Here is an 18,587-nt window from a genome sequence, read left to right on the forward strand (position 1 = left end):
CGGCCCACACGACCGGCGGCGATGGAGCCACGCGGCATTGCGCCCGCCCACGCCCATCAAAAGACCGCGCGCAACCGTTGAAGCGACAGGGCGATGCGCGGTATGACCGGCGCAGTCGTTCTCGACGCGCCTGGAGGCTTCATGTTCGGTCCCGTTTCATCTTTGACCCCGGAAGCTGCGACCGCCTCCGCCGCGCCCACGCCCTTGCCGGAGTGGAACCTCACCGACCTCTACGCCAGCATGGATGCGCCGCAGCTGGCGGCAGACCTCGCACGCGCCGACGCGCTCTCCAAGGCGTTCGAGGCGGACTACAAGGGCAAGCTGGAGACCATCGCCGCCGGCCCGGGTGCCGGCGAGGCCCTGGGCGAAGCCCTGGTGCGCTATGAGGCCATCGATGACGTGATGGGGCGCCTCGCCTCCTACGGCAGCCTGGTCTATGCGGGTGACACCGCCGACCCGGCCCGGGCCAAGTTCTTCAGCGACATCCAGGAAAAGTTGACGGACTCGTCCACCCACCTGCTGTTCTTCACGCTGGAGATGAACCGCCTGGATGACGCCCAGGTGGAAGCCGCCTTCGCCGCGCCCGCCTTCGGGCACTATCGCCCGTGGGTGGAAGACCTGCGCAAGGACAAGCCCTATCAGCTGGAAGATCGGGTCGAGCAGCTGTTCCACGAGAAGTCCAGCCCCTCGCGCGGCGCCTGGGGGCGGTTGTTCGACGAGACCATGTCGTCCCTGCGCTTCAATGTGGACGGCAAGGATCTGGCCATCGAGCCGACCCTCAACCTGATGCAGGATCCCAGCGAGAGCGTGCGCAAGAGCGCCGGCCTGGCGCTGGCCGCCACTTTTCAGGAAAACCTGCGCCTGTTCAGCCTGGTGACCAACACGCTCGCCAAGGACAAGGAAATCTCCGACCGCTGGCGCGGGTTCGAGGACGTGGCGGATTCCCGCCATCTGGCCAATCGCGTGGAGCGCGAGGTGGTCGATGCCATGGTGGCCGCCATCCAGGGCGCCTATCCGCGCCTGTCACATCGCTATTACGCCCTCAAGGCGCGCTGGTTCGGCAAGGACAAGCTGGAGTTCTGGGACCGCAACGCGCCCTTGCCCAAGGTCGCCACCCGCGACATCGGCTGGGACGAGGCCCGCGATACGGTTCTGGGCGCCTACACCACCTTCTCGCCGCGCATGTCGGACATCGCCAAGCAGTTTTTCGATCACAATTGGATCGATGCGCCGGTGCGCCCCGGCAAGTCGCCGGGCGCCTTCGCCCATCCCACCGTGCCCTCCGCCCATCCCTATGTGCTGCTCAACTACCAGGGCAAGCCGCGGGACGTGATGACGCTTGCCCATGAACTGGGCCATGGCGTCCACCAGGTGCTGGCGGGGCAGCAGGGTGCGCTGATGGCCCCCACCCCGCTGACCCTGGCGGAAACCGCCTCGGTGTTCGGCGAGATGCTCACCTTCCGCCGGCTGCTGGCGGCGGCGGAAACCCCGCAGACCCGCAAGATCATGCTCGCCCAGAAGGTGGAGGACATGATCAACACCGTGGTCCGCCAGACCGCCTTCTACACCTTCGAGCGGCGGGTCCACACCGAGCGGCGCCAGGGCGAGCTGACCGCCGAGCGCATCGGCGCCATCTGGATGGAGGTGCAGGCCGAGAGCCTGGGGCCGTCCATTCACCTCAGCGCCGGGTACGAGACCTTCTGGACCTACATCCCGCACTTCATCCATACGCCGTTCTATGTCTATGCGTATGCCTTCGGCGACTGCCTCGTGAACTCGCTCTATGCGGTCTATGAGAACGCCTCCGACGGCTTCGCGGAACGCTATCTGGAGATGCTGTCCGCGGGCGGCACCAAGCACCATGCCGAACTGCTGGCACCCTTCGGCCTTGATGCCCGCGACCCGGCCTTCTGGCAGACCGGCCTCAACCTCATCGACGGCATGATCACCGAGCTGGAGCAGATGGAAGGCGCGTGAGCGAGCCGGCTCCGACAGCAGAGACCGATGCCGGGGCACCTCGTCCCGGCAAAGCGGTCGTTCGCTGGAGTGCCTATATTCTCGAATGCGCCGACGGCAGCCTCTATTGCGGTGTGGCCACCGATGTGGCCCGCCGCATGCGCGACCACGCCACCCCCAAGGGCTCGCGCTATGTGCGCGGCCATGGCGGCGTGAAGGCCCTGCTGTGGAGCTGCGAATTGCCCTCGCGCACCATCGCCCAGCGGGTGGAGTATCACCTCAAGCGCGCCTCGCGGCAGAGGAAGCTGGCTCTGGTCGCGACAGCCATCCTTCCAGATGCGTGGTTGGCCTGACGCCCGGGCGCCGGGTTGCCGCCATGGCCGATCCGGTCTGCGGGCCACAGCACCGCGCTTTCCTCAGACTTCCTGGCAGCTGACAAAAAGAAAAGGCCGCGGAGATGCCCGCGGCCTTTTCCATTCTAAAGTGAAGATCGCTCAGAGGTTCTTGACGATTTCCTCAGTGACCTTCTTGGCGTCGCCGAACAGCATCATGGTGTTGTCGCGGAAGAACAGTTCGTTCTCCACGCCGGCATAGCCGGAGCCCATGCCGCGCTTGATGAACAGAACCGTCTTGGCCTTTTCCACGTCCAGGATCGGCATGCCGTAGATGGCAGAGGTCGGGTCCGTCTTCGCCGCCGGGTTGGTGACGTCGTTGGCGCCGATGACGAACGCCACGTCGGCCTGCGCGAACTCGGAGTTGATGTCCTCCAGCTCGAACACTTCGTCATACGGCACCTGGGCTTCCGCCAGCAGCACGTTCATGTGCCCCGGCATGCGGCCCGCCACCGGATGGATGGCGTACTTCACCTCAACGCCCTCTTCCTTCAGCTTGTCGGCCATTTCCCGCAGCGCGTGCTGGGCCTGGGCCACCGCCATGCCGTAGCCCGGCACGATGATGACCTTTTGGGCGTTCTTCATGATGTAGGCGGCGTCATCCGCCGAGCCCTGCTTGACCGGGCGGGTTTCCGCCGCGCCCGCAGGTCCGCCGGCCACTTCGCCGCCGAAGCCGCCCAGGATCACCGAGATGAAGGAGCGGTTCATGCCCTTACACATGATGTAGGACAGGATCGCACCCGAGGAGCCCACCAGCGCACCGGTAATGATCAGCGCGGTGTTGCCAAGCGTGAAGCCAATGCCGGCCGCCGCCCAACCCGAATAGGAGTTGAGCATGGACACCACAACCGGCATGTCGGCGCCGCCGATGGGGATGATCAGCAGCCCGCCGAGAACCAGCGACAGGATGGTGATGATCCAGAACAGCGGGATCGAGCCGGTCATCACGAAGGCAATGATCAGCACCAGCAGCAGCAGCGCCAGGCCGCCGTTGATGAAATGCCGGCCCGGCAGCATGATCGGCTTGCCCGACATGTTGCCGTTGAGCTTGGCAAACGCGATGATCGATCCGGTAAAGGTGATGGCGCCGATGGCCACACCCAGGGTCATTTCCACCAGCGAGGCGCGGTGGATGTGGCCCACGTCACCGATGCCGAACGCCACCGGGGCATAGAGCGCAGCGGCGGCCACAAGCACGGCGGCGAGACCCACCAGCGAGTGGAATGCGGCCACCAGCTGCGGCATCTGGGTCATGGCGATGCGCCGGGCGACCACTGCGCCGACGCCACCACCGATGGCGATGCCCGCAATCACCAGCACCCAACCGACCAGATCGGCGGGGGGCGAGAGGGCCAGCGTGGTGAGCACGGCAATGCCCATGCCCACCATGCCGAACAGATTGCCCTGGCGGGACGTGGTGGGGTGAGAGAGCCCCCGCAGCGCCAGGATGAACAGAATACCTGCGACCAGATAAAGCAGGGCGGCCAGATTGGCATTCATCGGTGCGCCCTCACTTCTTCTTCTGATACATGGCGAGCATTCGGCTGGTCACCAGGAACCCGCCGAAGATGTTCACCGAGGCGAAGATGAGCGCGATGAAGCCGAAGCCTCGCGCCCACAGCGTATGGCCGGGATCGCCCACGGTGGACACGCCCACCGCCAGAAGCGCGCCCACCACGATCACCGAGGAAATGGCGTTGGTGACCGACATGAGCGGCGTGTGGAGCGCGGGAGTGACCTGCCACACCACATAGTAGCCGACGAACACCGCCAGCACGAAGATGGCGAGGCGGAACACGAACGGGTCGATGGCCCCGCCGGTGGCCGCATGCGCGGCGGCGCCGAGGGCGGTAGCCGCCTGGTCGGCATAGAGCTGGGCGGCTTCCGCGGCCTGGCGCGCCACTTCGGCGGCGGCGCGGGCCTGGACAGCGGCATCAGCGGCGGCTTGTGCGGTGATCGGGTTCATGAGGCGGCTCCCTCAGTCGTGCCCACGGTGGACTTGGGGGCGAAGTTCGGATGAACCACGGCGCCGTCGCGGGTCAGCAAGGTGGCCTTGACCAGCTCGTCGTCCCACTTCACGGCCAACGCCTTCGCCTGCTTGTCCACCAGGGTTTCCAGGAAAGCGTAGAGGTTCTTGGCATACAGCTGCGAGGCGGAGGCGGCGATGCGACCGGCCACGTTGAGATAGCCGACGATCTTCACACCGTTCACGTCGGTGACCTGACCGGCCACCGCGCCCTCGACGTTGCCGCCGCGCTCCACCGCCAGATCCACCAGCACGGAACCCGGCTTCATGGAGGCCACCATGGCCGCGGAGATCAGGCGCGGCGCGGGCCGGCCGGGGATCAAAGCGGTGGTGATAACGATGTCCTGCTTCTTGATGTGTTCCGCCACCAAAGCCGCCTGCTTGGCCTGGTACTCGGCCGACATGGGCTTGGCATAGCCGCCCGAGGTCTCGGCCTGCTTGAACTCATCGTCTTCCACGGCGACGAACTTGGCGCCGAGGGATTCCACCTGCTCCTTGGAGGCGGGGCGGACGTCGGTGGCGGTCACCACGGCGCCGAGGCGGCGGGCGGTGGCGATGGCCTGGAGGCCGGCGACGCCGGCGCCCATGACGAAGGTGCGCGCGGCGGGAACGGTGCCGGCGGCGGTCATCATCATCGGCAGGGCGCGACCGAACTCGGCGGCCGCATCGATCACCGCGCGGTAGCCGGCGAGATTGGCCTGCGAGGACAGAACGTCCATCACCTGGGCGCGGGTGATGCGGGGCATCAGCTCCATGGAGAAGGCGGTGAGGCCCGCATCCGCCAGCTGGCGCAGCGCCTCCTCATTGCCATAGGGGTCGAGAATGCCGATCACCAGCGTGCCACGCTTGTAGGTGAGCATCTCTTCCGCGGTGGGGCGGCGCACCTTGAGCACCACATCGGCGCCGATGGCGGCTTCCGCCGCGCTCGAGGCGATGGTGGCACCGGCAGCCTGATAGTCGGCGTCAAGAATGCCCGAACGCAGGCCGGCGCCCGACTGCACGGCAATCTCGGCGCCCAACGCCACAAGGCGCTTGACCGTATCCGGGGTCGCAGCGACCCGCGGCTCGCCGAGATCAAACTCGGCGGGGACAGCAATTTTCATCTGAAACCTCTACGAGTTCCGAGCCAAGCTCAGAGGAGGAAAGTCCACATCAGGACCATGAGCACGGCCAGGGCCACAGTGCCCCATTTGGTCAGGCCGGTGAACAACTCGTAGGTGCGCTGGTGTTCGGCATAATCGTTGCCGTCAGCGGTCGCGTATTCGATCGCGCCATGCTCGGACATCGTATTTCCCCCTGGCGTATGGTGGCCTTGGCCCTTTAGCTGAGAAGGGCTTCTATGGCAACTTCGTGGTGGTGGACAATATACCAGAAACCGGCGCAATCAAGGCGGAATTCGGCCTGCGCGGCACTTTCTTGTTCTTGCTTTGTTCCCGACTCTCGCGTAGCGTTTTCGCATGGATCTGCATCGCGAAACCGACCTGCGTTTTCTGCCGGACGACCCCGCGCCGGCTCCTTCCGTGCCCTGTGCAGCCTCCGCACCGGCGCGCCCGACAGCGCGTCGGCGTTCCGCGCAGGTCGTTGATGCAAAAGCAAAATCAAAGCCGGAGCGCATTCTCGGCCGGCTGAAGACGGAGCGAGCGGCGCCGCCGCAGGACCCGCGATCTGCGGCGCAGGATGCAGATGCGGGCGAGGCCGGAACCCAGGTGGCCGCCGAGGCCCGGCGCGGGCGCGGCGCCACCTCCAACGCCGCCGGGCGATACGAGCCGGCCGCTCGGATCCTGTTCAATGATGGCTGGCAAAGTTTAGATGAATTGCCGCCCTTTCGCACCGAAGTCACCGAAGAGCACGCCCGCACCGTCATCACGCGCAACCAATCTCCCGACGTCGGCTTCGATCGCTCGATCAATGCCTATCGCGGCTGCGAGCACGGCTGCGTCTACTGTTTTGCGCGCCCGACCCATGCCTATCAAGGCCTCTCGGCCGGGCTGGATTTCGAGACCAAGCTGTTCGTGAAGCCCGACGCGCCGGAGCTGTTGGCGCGGGAATTGGCCCAGCCGCGCTACCAGCCGCGGACCATCGCCATGGGCACCAATACCGACCCCTACCAGCCCATCGAGCGGCGCTATGAGGTGACCCGGCGGCTGCTTCAAGTCCTGAGCGATTTCGGCCATCCCGTGGCCATCGTGACCAAGTCGGCGCTGGTGGCGCGCGACATCGATATCCTTGGCCCCATGGCCGAGCGGGGCCTCGCCAAGGTGGCGATCTCGCTGACCACCCTCGATCCCCATCTGGCCCGGGTCATGGAGCCCCGCGCGGCCGCGCCCCACCGACGGCTGGAGACCATCCGCCGACTGGCGGATGCCGGCATTCCCACCGCCGTCCTCACGGCGCCGTTGATCCCCGCCTTGAACGACATGGAAGTAGAACGCATCCTCGATTCGGCGAAATTCATGGGCGCCAGCGAAGCAGGCTATGTGACGCTGCGTCTGCCACTGGAGATCGCTGATTTGTTCAAGGAATGGCTGGTGGCGCATTTCCCCGACAAGGCGCGGCACGTGATGTCGCTGATCCGCGAGATGCACGGCGGCAAGGATTATGATACCACCTTCGGCAAGCGCGGCAAGGGCGATGGCCCCTACGCTTGGACCATCGGCCGCCGGTTCGAGATCGCCGCCCGGCGGCTCGGCTTGTCCGGGCGTAGCGTGAAGCTGACCACCGCCCATTTCCGCCGCCCGGCCAAAGCCGGCGAGCAATTGTCCCTGTTCGAGTGAGAGACCGATGACACCCGCATTCGGACTGCACCTGGTGACGCTGGGCGTCGCCGATCTTGAGAAAGCCGTGGCCTTCTACACCGCCATGGGGCTCGCGCGACGCGACCAGGGCAGCGACAAGGTGGCGTTTTTCGATGCCAGCGGCGTCGTACTGTCGCTGTTCGACCGCAGCGCCTTGGCGGCGGATGCGGGTCTCACCGATGCTTCAACGCCACTGGCGGGGACGGCAGCCCCCACGGATCCGGCCCCCATGGCTGACACCGCGCGTGCCCTTTCCAAGCGAAGCTTTTCGGGCATCGCCCTGGCATTCAACGTCGCCGACGAGGAGGCCGTGGGGCATGTGATGGCCGCGGCCGAAGGGGCAGGCGCGACCATTGTGAAGACGCCGCAACGGGCATTCTGGGGCGGATTCAGCGGCTATTTCGCCGACCCGGACGGCCACATCTGGGAAGTCGCTCACAACCCCTTCTGGCTCCTCGACGCCGCCGGCCGGCCCGTGTTGCCCGATTGACCTCGCGCCGAAGCGAGGCTGGCCGACGGACATGCTGGGCGCCCTGAGGCCGGAGCGCCGCCGGGCAAACCGGATCGCCCTTCACGCAAGAGCGCGCTGGAAGGCGGCCGCCTCAGTGGCGCAGTTTGCTGATCGCCACGAAGGCGATGGCGCCGACCAGCAAGGCCGGCAAAGTCGCGCCCAGGTTCGGGAGAAGCGCCGTCACCCCGTGGAAGGTTACGATACCCAGCCCCCACGCGGCCAACCCGGCGATCCGCCAGCCGCCAGCATACCAATAGGCCCCACCGACCCGGTCGATTTGCCCGAGGTCAATGGCGCGGCGACGAACGATGAAATGGTCAGCCAACACCACGCCGAACAAAGGCGCGAACACGGACCCGATCAGCAGCAGAAAGTCCTGGAACTGGGCCATGGGCACGACCAAGGCAATGAGCGTGCAGACCACGCCGAACCCCAGCGCCAGATAGGGAACCGGCACCCGGGCAACCGTCCCGGTGGACACGGCGGCGGAATGGATATCCGCAAAGGCGTTGTCGGTTTCGTCCAGCAGGATCAGCAGCAGCGCCAGACCGCCGCCCGCCGTGGCCAGCGCCACCACCAGCGTGCCCTCACCGTTGGTTGCCAGGGCATAGGCGGCACCGAGGCCGTAGAACCAGATGTTGGCGATCAGATAGCCCAGCGCGCTACCGCGGAACATGCCAGCGGGCGAGCGGCCGAAGCGGGTATAGTCCGCGATCAGCGGCAGCCAGGACAAGGGCATGGCCACCACCAGATCCACCGCGCCGCCAAAGCTCATGCCGCCGGTGCCGGGCTTCGCGGCCAGCGCCGCCAGATCGTGGTCCGCCAGCAGCCGCCAGGTCAGCCACGCCGCAGCGCCGAGGATCAGGTAGAGCCCCCACGCCCGCAGGAAGCGCCGCACGAACGACACCGGCCCGGCCACCGCGATCGCCGTGGCGAGCGCCCCGAACAGGATGGTCCACGCATAAGGCAGCGTCACACCCAGAGCGGAGGTGGCGAGCGCATCGGCGGCCTCGCCCATGACGATGATTTCAAACGAACCCCAGCCGACCAATTGCACCACATTGAGCAGCGTCGGCACGGAGGCGCCTCGCAGCCCGAGGCTCGGACGCAGCATAGCCATTGACGCAAGGCCGGTATCCGCCCCCACCACGCCCACCGACGCCAGAAGCCCCGCCCCCAGGAGCGATCCCACCAGGATCGCCGCAAAGGCTTCGCCCAGACTGAGGGCCGGCACCAGCAAAGCGCCGGCCTGAAGCACCAGCAGCCCAATGCCGAGGCTGAACCACAAGGCAAAGGCATCGCGCGGGGCAAAGGCCCGCTGATCCGCGGGCACGGGGGTCAGCGGGTCATAGGGAGAGTGGGAAAGGTCCATCAACACTGAGTCCGCAAGCCGGTGCGCCGAGCGCAGGAAATCTGCTGCGAGCCTGTAGCACGATCGGCCGCGCCGGCAAGGCGCGGATACAACGATTGTCCGCCCTCCCCCCTGGGACACGGCGCGTCCGTATCCCGCGCCGGCGTCATGACCAAACAGAAACGGGCCCCGTCGGGGGCCCGTTGAACTCAGCGACAGAACAGGGATCCTCAGCCGCCGCAGCGGACATAAACCATCGTGCCGTAACGCTTGCCGATTTCCGGATCGACCCATTTCAGCACCAGCACCTGGCCGTCGAAGCGCAGCACCTGGCGATCGCGGTCGCCGCCGGCGGGATCCTCGGCCGGACCAATGAAGGTGGGGCTGCCAGGCACCGCCTTGGAGACCATCTCGGTGAGTTTGTTGTCGTCCGCCAGATACATCAGAACGCCGCCATTGGGGCCGGCGGTGATGATATAGGGGTTCGAGCACTGGGCGCGGGCCTGGGCCTCGGTGCGGCCAGCATCCTCGGGGCGATGGAAGGCGGCCAGACCGTAGCGGCCCACGAGGCTCGCGGCGGGAATGGGGCTGGTCCACTGCGGCGGAGGCGGCGGAGGCGGAGGGCCCGGCTCCGTGGTGGCACATGCCGCCAGCAGCAAGGCGGCCAAGCTCACCGCCGCCACCGTGGCGCGGGGAAACCGACGGGAGGCGCGCGACTGATGCGCGGCATCTGCAACCATCGGCCGGACGGACGACTGAGACATTCACGTAACTCCGAGGCGGAAGCGCCCTGTTTTGCTGCCGGGCCGGGCCCGTGCCGAACCCCGCCGCAGCGGTTGCAACGGACCATAATGGGAGAGTGGCGCGGCGTCGATTCCGGGCATCACGGTGAAAGGGGATGGCGATCACCGCACCTCGGCGCGGCTGGAAGTCGAGATTAGACGCCGCAAGTTACCACTTGGTTCCTGAAAGTGATGTTCCGCGCGGCCGATGCCTTGACGTGGCCGCAGGGCGATCTTATGTCCGGCCCGCGTTTGGCACTCTCGATGTGGGAGTGCCAGAACCCGCGAGCCAGGCTCGCTCCAATGCCTGAGAGGATCAGATCCATGTCCTTCCGTCCCCTGCATGACCGCGTGGTCGTGAAGCGCATCGAAGCCGAACAGAAGACCGCCGGCGGCATCATCATCCCCGACACCGTCAAGGAAAAGCCCCAAGAGGGCGAAGTCGTGGCCGTGGGCCCCGGCGCCCGTGACGAGAGCGGCAAGGTTGTGGCCCTGGACGTCAAGGCCGGCGATCGCGTGCTGTTCGGCAAGTGGTCCGGCACCGAGGTCAAGGTCGATGGCCAGGACCTGCTCATCATGAAGGAAAGCGACATCCTCGGTGTGATCGGCTGATCACACCGGTTCCCGCTCATTCCAGAGAATCAGGAGAGGCACAATGGCTGCCAAGGACGTAAAATTTTCCGCTGATGCCCGCGAGAAGCTGCTGCGCGGCGTCGACATCCTCGCCAATGCGGTGAAGGTGACCCTCGGCCCCAAGGGCCGCAATGTGGTGATCGAGAAGAGCTTCGGCGCGCCCCGCATCACCAAGGACGGCGTCACCGTCGCCAAGGAAATCGAACTGGAAGACAAGTTCGAGAACCTGGGCGCCCAGTTGCTGCGCGAAGTGGCCTCCAAGACCAATGACCTAGCCGGCGACGGCACCACCACCGCTACGGTGCTGGCCCAGGCCATCGTCAAGGAAGGCGCGAAGGCGGTTGCCGCCGGCATGAACCCGATGGACCTGAAGCGCGGCATCGATCTCGCCGTGGCCGCCGCCATCACCGACATCAAGGCCCGCGCCAAGAAGGTGTCCTCCTCCGCTGAAGTGGCGCAGGTCGGCACCATCTCCGCCAATGGCGATGCCTCCATCGGCGAAATGATCGCCGCTGCCATGCAGAAGGTCGGCAACGAGGGTGTCATCACCGTCGAGGAAGCCAAGACCGCCGAGACCGAGCTCGAAGTGGTCGAGGGAATGCAGTTCGACCGCGGCTATCTCTCTCCCTATTTCATCACCAATGCGGAGAAGATGATCGCCGACCTGGAAGATCCCTACATCCTGATCTTCGAGAAGAAGCTGTCCGGCCTGCAGCCGATCCTGCCCGTGCTCGAGTCCGTGGTTCAGTCCGGCAAGCCGCTGGTGATCGTGGCCGAGGACGTGGAAGGCGAGGCCCTGGCCACCCTGGTGGTCAACAAGCTGCGCGGCGGCCTGAAGGTTGCGGCGGTGAAGGCTCCCGGCTTCGGCGATCGCCGCAAGGCCATGCTGGAGGACATCGCGATCCTCACCGGCGGCCAGGTGATCTCGGAAGACCTCGGCATCAAGCTTGAGAACGTGACGCTGGCCCAGCTCGGCCGCGCCAAGAAGGTCATCCTCGAGAAGGAAAAGACCACCATCGTGGACGGCGTTGGCGAGAAGGCCGACATCGAAGCCCGCGTGGCGCAGATCAAGGCGCAGATCGAAGAGACCTCTTCGGACTATGACCGCGAGAAGCTGCAGGAGCGTCTGGCCAAGCTCGCCGGTGGCGTTGCGGTCATCCGCGTCGGCGGCTCCACGGAAGTGGAAGTCAAGGAGAAGAAGGATCGCGTCGACGACGCCCTGAACGCCACCCGCGCTGCGGTGGAAGAAGGCATCGTCCCCGGCGGCGGCGTGGCTCTGCTGCGCTCCAAGAAGGCCGTCGAGGCGCTCTCCTCCGAGAACCCCGACATCATGGCCGGCATCAAGATCGTGCTGCGCGCCCTTGAGGCCCCCATCCGCCAGATCGCCGAGAATTCCGGCGTGGAAGGCTCCATCGTGGTGGGCAAGGTGCTCGAGTCCGAAGGCAACTTCGGCTTCAACGCCCAGACCGAAGAGTATGTGGACCTCGTCGCCGCCGGCGTCGTGGACCCCGCCAAGGTCGTGCGCACTGCCCTGCAGGACGCCTCCTCCGTGGCCGGCCTGCTGGTCACCACCGAGGCCCTGGTCGCCGAGCTGCCCAAGAAGGACAGCGGCATGCCCGCGATGCCGGGCGGCGGCATGGGCGGCATGGGCGGCATGGATTTCTGATCCAGCCTCTCAAGTGTTTGGCGAAGCCGGACCTCCGGCTTCGCTTTTTATCGGGAAAAGGCGCGACTCTGGTCGCGCCTTTTCTTTTTTGCGTCGGCATGTGGGCACTCAAGCCCGGCTGCGGACCATTTCGGTAAACGCGTCCGGTCGTCCGTAGAAATCAGACAAAGGCAGCGGGATGATCTGCCCCGCCTCCTCCCGCAGCAGGCCCGGAAAACCCCGAACGCCGAAAGAGGCCATGGTCCGGCGGGTTTCGTTGACATGACTGTCCACCGGGTAGGCCCGACGTGCCGCTTCGAACGCATCGGGCAGCAGGCCGATGGCCTGAGCCAGATCTGTCAGCACCGCGGGCTCCACCACCCGCCGACCCTCCACATAATGAGCGTGCTGGATCGCCTTCAGCATGGCGGGGCCGTGTCCCGGCGCCACCTGCTCCGCGGCGAGAATCGCCGCAATGGTGGGAGCCGAATGGAAGATGGTCGACGGATCGTTGAGCAATCCATCCAGATAGGCCGAGCCGAACTCCTGCCCGGACATCTCGGCAATCCGTGCATCGGAAGCCCGGATGTGCTGGCGCATGGGCGCCGCCAGACCCGTGGGTTCGGCGAACAGCCCGCCACCGTGCAGGATCAGTTCCACGCCCGGCACGGCCTGCACGGCCGCCACCAGCGGCGCGGCGGCGTAGCACCAGCCGCACAGCGGGTCATAGATATAGTGCAGCCGCAGCGTCATCACGCGATCCTCCTGGCGGGCCTCAATACCCGACGGTGAAACGCTGGCGCACATGGCGCGGCGCTTCCACTTCGTCGGCCAATGCCACCGCAAAGTCCTCGAACGAGATGGAGCTGCGCCCATCAGCGGCGGTCAGAAGCTGATCACCACCGAGGCGGAATATGCCGGTCCGGGTGCCGGGAATGAACTCGGCCGAAGGGGACAGGAAGGTCCAGGCGAGGGAGCTTTGGCCCTTCAGAAGATCCAGGAAGGCGCCGCCGGCCTTGGCCTCGGTGAGGTAGATGGCGGGAAAACCCGGCGCATCATAGAGCGCCACGCCGGGGGCGACTTCCAGGCTGCCGGCGCCGCCGACCACCAGATAGCGCGGCACGCCGGCCTCGGTCACCGCGGCGATGAGCTTCTGCGGGTCGCTGGCGGAGAAATGAATGGAGCTGATGACCACGTCATGGCCCCGCAGCAGAGCCGCAAGGGCCGCAGAGTCGCCCGCATCTCCGGCAATGGCCGTGACGCCGGCGAGCGCCGCGATCTTTTCCGGCTGGCGCGCAATGGCGGTCACCGCATGGCCGCGCTGGGACAGTTCGGCGAGAATGCGGGAGCCGGCCGCGCCGGACGCACCAATAAGGGCGATCTTCATCTTCTGATCCTCAATAGGTTTCTGATAGATACCAGATGTCGTTTTTGATATTAGATGTAAAGAAGGCACCTGAGACATATCAGGTCACCCATTGGAAACCGCTTCCACTTAGGCCCAATCATGCTGCGCATCCCCAGCCCCTACAGTGCCCATTGCCCCACCCGCCAGGTGCTTGACCGCATCGCCGACAAATGGACGGTGTTGATCCTTGGCCTGCTGTGTGAACAACCCCGCCGCTTCAACGCCCTGCGCCGCGAGGTCGAGGGCCTGTCGCAGAAAGTATTGTCGCAGACGCTCAAGAGCCTGGAACGGGACGGGCTCGTCACACGCACGGCCTTCGCCACGGTGCCGGTGACGGTGGAATACGCCATCACCCCACTGGGCGCCTCGCTTGCCCTCACTTTGGTGCCCCTGGTGCGATGGGCCGAGGCCCATATGGGCGACGTCACGGACGCTCAGGCTGATTTTGACGGACGGGGCAGATCTGAGGCCCAAATTTCCGGAGCTATCGCGGTACCTGCGTGAGGAGATGGCAGAAAGGTGGCCGACCTCGCGCGGATTTGAGGTCGCTACCCTGGAAGAGTTCGAAGGGCATGCCTAGCTAAGGTCACGTTCCCCAACCGCAGCCCCGTCGGCGCGGTCATAGAGGCGACCCTCTGCTTATGCCAATAACCTTGACCATCAATGGGCAGCCGCGCGTGATCGATGCTGATCCCGACATGCCGCTGCTTTGGGCGCTGCGCGACGAACTGGACCTCACGGGGACCAAGTTCGGCTGCGGTCAAGCCCTATGCGGCGCCTGCACCGTGCATATGGACGGTGCCGCCATCCGCTCCTGCCAGACCACCATCGGCGACGTGGGGACGGCCAAGATCACCACCATCGAAGGCGTCACGGGCAAGACCGCCGAGGCGGTGCAGGCCGCGTGGCGGGCACTGGATGTGGTCCAGTGCGGCTATTGCCAGTCCGGCCAGATCATGTCGGCCGTGGCCCTCCTGTCCGACAACAAGAAGCCCTCCGACAGCGACATCGACGCGGCCATGGACGGCAATGTCTGCCGCTGTGCCACCTACCAGCGGGTGCGTGCCGCCATCCACGACGCCGCCCGCCGGCTGGAGGCCTGAGCCATGAACGCATTTGTCCGCGCTTCCGAAGCCCTCGCCCAAAAGGCCGCCGAAACCGCTGCCGCAGCGGGTGAAACCGCGCTCTCCCGCCGCTTCATGCTGCGCGCCATGGGCGGCGTCGGCGTCGGCCTCATCCTCGGCGCCGCTATGCCCGGCCTCGTGGGAGAGGCCCATGCGGCAGGAAAAGCGGGCGGGGAAGCCCCTGCCTTCAATCCCTTTGTCCGGCTGTCGCCCGACGGCACGGTCACCGTCATCATCAAGCATCTGGACCTCGGCCAGGGCACGACCACCGGTTTGGCGACGTTGGTCGCCGAAGAGATGGATGCGGATTGGTCCAAGGTTCGCACCGAGTTTGCCCCTGCCGATGCCAAGCTCTATGGCAATGCCGCTTTCGGCGGCGCCCAGGGCACCGGCGGCTCCACCTCCATGGCGGCGAGCTTCGATGTCTATCGTCAGGCCGGGGCAACCGCGCGCGCCATGCTGTTGGCGGCCGCCGCCAAGGCGATGAATGTGCCCGCCGACGCCATTACGGTCACCTCGGGCATGCTCATTGCCGGGCCTAAGACCGCAAGCTTCGGCGAACTGGCGGCTGCCGCCGCGCAGGAGCCGGTGCCGCAGAATGTGCCGCTCAAGAAGCCGGCGAATTATGCCCTGATCGGAAAAGAGGGCGTCCACCGGGTGGACAATGTCGCCAAGACCACCGGCGCGCCGATCTACACCCAGGATGTGAAGCTGCCGGACATGCTGGTGGCCGTGGTCGCCCACCCGCCGCGCTTCGGCGCCACGGTGCGCAGCCATGATGCCACCGCCGCCCGAGCGGTGAAAGGCGTGGCGGATGTGGTGGTGGTGCCCCAGGGCGTCGCCGTTCTGGCCCGCACCACCTTCGCCGCCATGAAGGGCCGTGATGCCCTCAAGGTCGAATGGGACGAGAGCAAAGCGGAGAAGCGCGGCACCGCCGCGTTGCTGGCGGAATATCGCGAGCATCTCGGCAAGCCCGGCTCCGTTGCGGAAACCGAGGGCGATGTGGCCCAGGCCTTCAGCCAGCCCGGCGTGAAGGTGGTGGAGGCGGACTTCGAATTCCCCTACCTCGCCCATGCCTCCATGGAACCCATGAACGCCGTGGCGCAGATCACCGGTGATCGTGTCACCGTGTGGACCGCCTCGCAATTCCCGTCCGCAGACGTCCCCGCCGCGGCCGCCGTCGCGGGCACGACCCCGGATAAGGTGGTCATCAACGCGCTTTGGGCCGGTGGCAGCTTCGGCCGCCGGGCGGTGCCCAATTCCGACTTCGTGGCGGAGGCGGTGGCCATCGCCAAGGCTCACGGGAAGGGCGTGCCGGTGAAGCTGGTGTGGACCCGCGAGGATGACATGAAGGCGGGCTATTACCGCCCCATGTATTTGCACCGGGTGAAGGCGGCTGTGGATGCCACCGGCAAGCCGGTGGCCTGGCATCACCGCATCGTCGGCCAGTCGATCCTCTCCGGCACCTTCTTCGAGAAGATGATGGTGGTGGACAATATCGACGCCACCTCGGTGGAAGGCGCCGCGGGCCTTGGCTATGCGGTGCCCAACCGCCGAGTGGAACTCACCAGCCCCAAGGTGGGCGTGCCGGTGCTGTGGTGGCGCTCGGTGGGTCACACCCACACCGCTTATGCGGTGGAGGTGATGATCGACCAGTTGGCCAAGGCGGCGGGCAAGGATCCGGTGGCATTCCGCATGGACCTGATCACCGATCCCCGGCTGAAGGCGGTTCTGGCGCTGGTGGCGGAGAAGGCGCGCTGGGGCACCTCCCTGGAGAAGGGGAAGTTCCGTGGGGTCGCCGCACACAAGAGCTTCAACACTTATGTGGCCGAGGTCGCCGAGATCACCTTGCTGGACAAGGGCTATCGGGTGGACCGGGTGATTGCGGCGGTGGATTGCGGCATTGTGGTCAATCCTGACGTCATCCGCGCCCAGGTGGAGGGCGGGGTCGGCTTCGGCCTCGGCCATGCCATGCAGGATGCCATCACTTTGACCGACGGCGTGGTGGATCAGGCCAATTTCGACACCTATGAGCCGCTGCGCATGTCGCAGATGCCCAAGGTGGAAGTGCACATCATGCCGTCCGACGCCAAGCCCACCGGCATTGGCGAGCCCGGCGTGCCGCCTATCGCCCCGGCGGTGGCCAATGCGCTGTTTGCCGCCACCGGCAAGCCGGTGCTGCGCCTGCCCTTCACCCTCAACGCCGTCGGCGCGTCCTGAGCCGCGCCGGGGCCGGGCCTACGGGTCCGGCCCCGATCGTCATTTCGCTTGAATCGCGCGAAAGCCCACATAGCCGGCATCGGCGTCATAGAGATAATCGAAGCCGTTGAGGAAGCGGACCGAGGTGTTCACGAACGGGCCGGGATTGGCGTCCTTTCGCACCAGCACCACGGCCAAGGGCGCCACCGGATTGGCCGCATCGCCGAGCTTGAAGCTGTAGGCGATACCCGCTGTGCCCGGAATGCTGACACTCACGGAGGTTCCGGGATCGAGCGTTGGCAAGGGACCGCTGCCCGGCGTGCTATGGCCCGCCAATTGGTCGGGCGGCACGCGCAGATACATGGTGGTGACGCCCGTATCCATCAGCATCGTGCCGCACGCGGGCGGCGTCTTGCCCTCGAGCGACAGGCAGGCAGGGGCCGCGGACCAGTCGGGATAAACCGCACTCTTCTCCAGCTTCACGAAGCTGAAGCCCGCCGCCACATTGGCATCCAGGCCCACCTGAAGTCCCCGCTGCGACACCACATAGCCACGCCGGATCGTCCCTGGCTTGCCCGGCTCGCCCATGCCCTCAACCATGAGCAGGGGGTTATGATCCGGCGTTCCCTGGGCCTGATGGTCGTGCTGACGGGCGAACCCCACGCCGATCATGGCGATATGGCGCGGGTTGCGGCGCGGGCGGCAGTTGCGTGCGGTGGACGTGCAGGCAATCTCGCGCACCGCCAGTACCGGCATGGGCCGTGTGGTAACACGATTGCCGTTGGCCCCGGACAGCGTCACTGGCGTCACCACCCAGATGCCCTTCTCGATGCGGCCGGAGCTGGAATAGGTCAGCGTGCCCGGGCCGAGCGTGGGCAATTGCGCGAGATTGGGAATAGAGGTGGCGGACACCACGATGCCGGTGGAGCCGGTATCCATGGTGCCGCGATGCACCGGCCCCGCACCGAAGGCGATGCCCAGTTTCGGCGTCCGCGTGATCGGTTGGCCAGCCATGGGCGCATTGAGGAAGGGCAGAAACACCGCAGCCCCCGCCCCGGCATAGTCCGGCCCGGCCGCTTGAGCGGGGACGGCGCGCGCCAGGCCAGCGCAGACGAGGCCAAGGCTCAGGATGCGCGCGGCGCGGTGCAAATGGGCAAGACTGACCATGCGTCCCTTCAGCTCCCAGTCATGGCGTTTCGGTCTCAGTCCGCGAGCGTCTTGAGCATATAGATCCGGCGCAGGCCCTTCTCCTCGACGCGATGGGTCTCGCGATAGCCAATGCGTGCATAGAGCGCGAGATTCTCCGTCATGATGTCCTGCGTATAGAGTCGCACGGCCCCATAGCCCGCCGCGCGCGCCGCCTGCTCGGCGAATTGCAGCAGTATCCGGCCAATGCCGGTGCCGTGCAGCGACGGGTCAACCGCCACATTGTCCAGCAACATGGCGTCGTCCTGCGGCAGGAGCACCACGAGGCCCTGGAGAATGCCGTCCCGCTCCGCCACATGGATGCGGCCGTCGCCGATCAGCGCGGCATAGTCGTCGCGCATGGGCCCAGGCAGCAGACCATTGCGCAGCACGTAGGGAGAATAGGCGGCGTGGACCAGCGCCTCAACGGCGGGCTGGTCCTCCGGGCGGGCAAGGCGCAGGTGAGAGGACATCGAAGGCGTTATAGCAGCGCAGAGCCACCCGGAACAGGTGCGGAAGGTTGCACGATACTCCCGCGACCCGAGTGGATAGGCGCCCGGGCCCTCTTGCCGCTCCCCGG

19 protein-coding genes are annotated in these 18,587 nt (G+C 66.3%); 9 read left to right on the forward strand and 10 right to left on the reverse strand.

Features of this window, described 5'->3' with window-relative positions:
* The first annotated feature begins 141 nt into the window (after positions 1-141).
* Together AAG816_RS16395 and AAG816_RS16400 are read left to right on the forward strand one after the other, a co-directional pair.
* Entirely contained in the window at positions 142-1,977 is a 1,836-nt protein-coding gene (locus AAG816_RS16395) for a M3 family oligoendopeptidase (RefSeq protein WP_341990732.1), read from the forward strand.
* On the forward strand, positions 1,974-2,309 hold the full coding sequence (locus AAG816_RS16400; RefSeq protein WP_341990733.1) for a GIY-YIG nuclease family protein: 336 nt from the start codon (positions 1,974-1,976) through the stop codon (positions 2,307-2,309). Before AAG816_RS16395 ends, AAG816_RS16400 begins: the two co-directional genes overlap by 4 nt.
* A 141-nt stretch (positions 2,310-2,450) precedes the next feature.
* Here AAG816_RS16400 and AAG816_RS16405 read toward each other — a convergent pair whose 3' ends face one another.
* The 4 genes from AAG816_RS16405 to AAG816_RS16420 are packed head-to-tail and all read right to left on the reverse strand — an operon-like array spanning position 2,451 to position 5,659.
* The gene (locus AAG816_RS16405; protein WP_341990734.1) at positions 2,451-3,848 is read right to left on the reverse strand and encodes an NAD(P)(+) transhydrogenase (Re/Si-specific) subunit beta; all 1,398 of its coding nucleotides are present in this window, start codon (positions 3,846-3,848) and stop codon (positions 2,451-2,453) included.
* Positions 3,849-3,858: 10 nt separating this feature from the next.
* On the reverse strand, positions 3,859-4,314 hold the full coding sequence (locus AAG816_RS16410) for a proton-translocating transhydrogenase family protein (RefSeq protein WP_341990735.1): 456 nt from the start codon (positions 4,312-4,314) through the stop codon (positions 3,859-3,861).
* Complete coding sequence (locus tag AAG816_RS16415) at positions 4,311-5,477, reverse strand: Re/Si-specific NAD(P)(+) transhydrogenase subunit alpha (protein WP_341990736.1); 1,167 nt, start codon at positions 5,475-5,477, stop codon at positions 4,311-4,313. Before AAG816_RS16415 ends, AAG816_RS16410 begins: the two co-directional genes overlap by 4 nt.
* A 29-nt stretch (positions 5,478-5,506) precedes the next feature.
* Positions 5,507-5,659: an aa3-type cytochrome c oxidase subunit IV gene (locus tag AAG816_RS16420; RefSeq protein WP_341990737.1), complete on the reverse strand. Its 153-nt coding sequence runs from the start codon at positions 5,657-5,659 to the stop codon at positions 5,507-5,509.
* Between the two features lie 421 nt (positions 5,660-6,080).
* Here AAG816_RS16420 and AAG816_RS16425 point away from each other — a divergent pair, with 421 nt between their 5' ends.
* Entirely contained in the window at positions 6,081-7,148 is a 1,068-nt protein-coding gene (locus AAG816_RS16425; RefSeq protein ID WP_341990738.1) for a PA0069 family radical SAM protein, read from the forward strand.
* A gap of 7 nt (positions 7,149-7,155) precedes the next feature.
* Complete coding sequence (locus AAG816_RS16430) at positions 7,156-7,659, forward strand: VOC family protein (RefSeq protein WP_341990739.1); 504 nt, start codon at positions 7,156-7,158, stop codon at positions 7,657-7,659.
* 112 nt (positions 7,660-7,771) lie between these two features.
* Here AAG816_RS16430 and cytX read toward each other — a convergent pair whose 3' ends face one another.
* Both cytX and AAG816_RS16440 read right to left on the reverse strand, forming a co-directional pair.
* Complete coding sequence (gene cytX / locus AAG816_RS16435) at positions 7,772-9,052, reverse strand: putative hydroxymethylpyrimidine transporter CytX (protein ID WP_341990740.1); 1,281 nt, start codon at positions 9,050-9,052, stop codon at positions 7,772-7,774.
* Between the two features lie 209 nt (positions 9,053-9,261).
* The gene (locus tag AAG816_RS16440; RefSeq protein ID WP_341990741.1) at positions 9,262-9,795 is read right to left on the reverse strand and encodes a hypothetical protein; all 534 of its coding nucleotides are present in this window, start codon (positions 9,793-9,795) and stop codon (positions 9,262-9,264) included.
* A gap of 342 nt (positions 9,796-10,137) precedes the next feature.
* Here AAG816_RS16440 and groES point away from each other — a divergent pair, with 342 nt between their 5' ends.
* Positions 10,138-10,425, forward strand: coding sequence for a co-chaperone GroES (groES, locus tag AAG816_RS16445; RefSeq protein ID WP_341990742.1), 288 nt, complete (start codon positions 10,138-10,140; stop codon positions 10,423-10,425).
* Positions 10,426-10,468: 43 nt separating this feature from the next.
* On the forward strand, positions 10,469-12,112 hold the full coding sequence (gene groL / locus AAG816_RS16450; RefSeq protein ID WP_341990743.1) for a chaperonin GroEL: 1,644 nt from the start codon (positions 10,469-10,471) through the stop codon (positions 12,110-12,112).
* A 108-nt stretch (positions 12,113-12,220) separates the two neighbouring features.
* Here groL and AAG816_RS16455 read toward each other — a convergent pair whose 3' ends face one another.
* Positions 12,221-12,844 carry a DsbA family protein gene (locus tag AAG816_RS16455; RefSeq protein WP_341990796.1) on the reverse strand — a complete coding sequence of 208 codons (624 nt, stop codon included), beginning with the start codon at positions 12,842-12,844 and terminating at the stop codon, positions 12,221-12,223.
* Positions 12,845-12,866: 22 nt separating this feature from the next.
* Positions 12,867-13,478 carry an NAD(P)-dependent oxidoreductase gene (locus AAG816_RS16460; RefSeq protein WP_341990744.1) on the reverse strand — a complete coding sequence of 204 codons (612 nt, stop codon included), beginning with the start codon at positions 13,476-13,478 and terminating at the stop codon, positions 12,867-12,869.
* Positions 13,479-13,598: 120 nt separating this feature from the next.
* On the opposite strand from AAG816_RS16460, the gene AAG816_RS16465 reads away from it, so the two are divergent.
* The 3 genes from AAG816_RS16465 (at position 13,599) to AAG816_RS16475 (ending at position 16,843) form a co-directional block, all read left to right on the forward strand.
* Entirely contained in the window at positions 13,599-14,003 is a 405-nt protein-coding gene (locus tag AAG816_RS16465) for a helix-turn-helix domain-containing protein (RefSeq protein WP_341990745.1), read from the forward strand.
* Positions 14,004-14,140: 137 nt separating this feature from the next.
* The gene (locus AAG816_RS16470) at positions 14,141-14,602 is read left to right on the forward strand and encodes a (2Fe-2S)-binding protein (protein ID WP_341990746.1); all 462 of its coding nucleotides are present in this window, start codon (positions 14,141-14,143) and stop codon (positions 14,600-14,602) included.
* A 3-nt stretch (positions 14,603-14,605) separates the two neighbouring features.
* The gene (locus AAG816_RS16475; protein ID WP_341990747.1) at positions 14,606-16,843 is read left to right on the forward strand and encodes a xanthine dehydrogenase family protein molybdopterin-binding subunit; all 2,238 of its coding nucleotides are present in this window, start codon (positions 14,606-14,608) and stop codon (positions 16,841-16,843) included.
* Between the two features lie 39 nt (positions 16,844-16,882).
* Here AAG816_RS16475 and AAG816_RS16480 read toward each other — a convergent pair whose 3' ends face one another.
* Both AAG816_RS16480 and AAG816_RS16485 read right to left on the reverse strand, forming a co-directional pair.
* The gene (locus AAG816_RS16480) at positions 16,883-17,989 is read right to left on the reverse strand and encodes a hypothetical protein (RefSeq protein ID WP_341990748.1); all 1,107 of its coding nucleotides are present in this window, start codon (positions 17,987-17,989) and stop codon (positions 16,883-16,885) included.
* A 35-nt stretch (positions 17,990-18,024) separates the two neighbouring features.
* Positions 18,025-18,480 carry a GNAT family N-acetyltransferase gene (locus tag AAG816_RS16485; protein ID WP_341990749.1) on the reverse strand — a complete coding sequence of 152 codons (456 nt, stop codon included), beginning with the start codon at positions 18,478-18,480 and terminating at the stop codon, positions 18,025-18,027.
* Between the last annotated feature and the right edge of the window lie 107 nt (positions 18,481-18,587).

Source organism: Azorhizobium sp. AG788, assembly GCF_943371865.1.
GTDB lineage: Bacteria > Pseudomonadota > Alphaproteobacteria > Rhizobiales > Xanthobacteraceae > Azorhizobium.

What these genes read in the sequence shown, in the direction of transcription:
- AAG816_RS16405 (WP_341990734.1), bottom strand. Translation starts at nt 3,848, where the DNA reads ATGAATGCCAATCTGGCCGCCCTGCTTTATCTGGTCGCAGGTATTCTG.
- AAG816_RS16440 (WP_341990741.1), bottom strand. Translation starts at nt 9,795, where the DNA reads ATGTCTCAGTCGTCCGTCCGGCCGATGGTTGCAGATGCCGCGCATCAG.
- AAG816_RS16430 (WP_341990739.1), top strand. Translation starts at nt 7,156, where the DNA reads ATGACACCCGCATTCGGACTGCACCTGGTGACGCTGGGCGTCGCCGAT.
- AAG816_RS16470 (WP_341990746.1), top strand. Translation starts at nt 14,141, where the DNA reads ATGCCAATAACCTTGACCATCAATGGGCAGCCGCGCGTGATCGATGCT.
- AAG816_RS16485 (WP_341990749.1), bottom strand. Translation starts at nt 18,480, where the DNA reads ATGTCCTCTCACCTGCGCCTTGCCCGCCCGGAGGACCAGCCCGCCGTT.
- AAG816_RS16460 (WP_341990744.1), bottom strand. Translation starts at nt 13,478, where the DNA reads ATGAAGATCGCCCTTATTGGTGCGTCCGGCGCGGCCGGCTCCCGCATT.
- cytX (WP_341990740.1), bottom strand. Translation starts at nt 9,052, where the DNA reads ATGGACCTTTCCCACTCTCCCTATGACCCGCTGACCCCCGTGCCCGCG.
- AAG816_RS16415 (WP_341990736.1), bottom strand. Translation starts at nt 5,477, where the DNA reads ATGAAAATTGCTGTCCCCGCCGAGTTTGATCTCGGCGAGCCGCGGGTC.
- AAG816_RS16475 (WP_341990747.1), top strand. Translation starts at nt 14,606, where the DNA reads ATGAACGCATTTGTCCGCGCTTCCGAAGCCCTCGCCCAAAAGGCCGCC.
- AAG816_RS16420 (WP_341990737.1), bottom strand. Translation starts at nt 5,659, where the DNA reads ATGTCCGAGCATGGCGCGATCGAATACGCGACCGCTGACGGCAACGAT.
- groES (WP_341990742.1), top strand. Translation starts at nt 10,138, where the DNA reads ATGTCCTTCCGTCCCCTGCATGACCGCGTGGTCGTGAAGCGCATCGAA.
- AAG816_RS16455 (WP_341990796.1), bottom strand. Translation starts at nt 12,844, where the DNA reads ATGACGCTGCGGCTGCACTATATCTATGACCCGCTGTGCGGCTGGTGC.
- groL (WP_341990743.1), top strand. Translation starts at nt 10,469, where the DNA reads ATGGCTGCCAAGGACGTAAAATTTTCCGCTGATGCCCGCGAGAAGCTG.
- AAG816_RS16465 (WP_341990745.1), top strand. Translation starts at nt 13,599, where the DNA reads ATGCTGCGCATCCCCAGCCCCTACAGTGCCCATTGCCCCACCCGCCAG.
- AAG816_RS16480 (WP_341990748.1), bottom strand. Translation starts at nt 17,989, where the DNA reads ATGGTCAGTCTTGCCCATTTGCACCGCGCCGCGCGCATCCTGAGCCTT.
- AAG816_RS16395 (WP_341990732.1), top strand. Translation starts at nt 142, where the DNA reads ATGTTCGGTCCCGTTTCATCTTTGACCCCGGAAGCTGCGACCGCCTCC.
- AAG816_RS16410 (WP_341990735.1), bottom strand. Translation starts at nt 4,314, where the DNA reads ATGAACCCGATCACCGCACAAGCCGCCGCTGATGCCGCTGTCCAGGCC.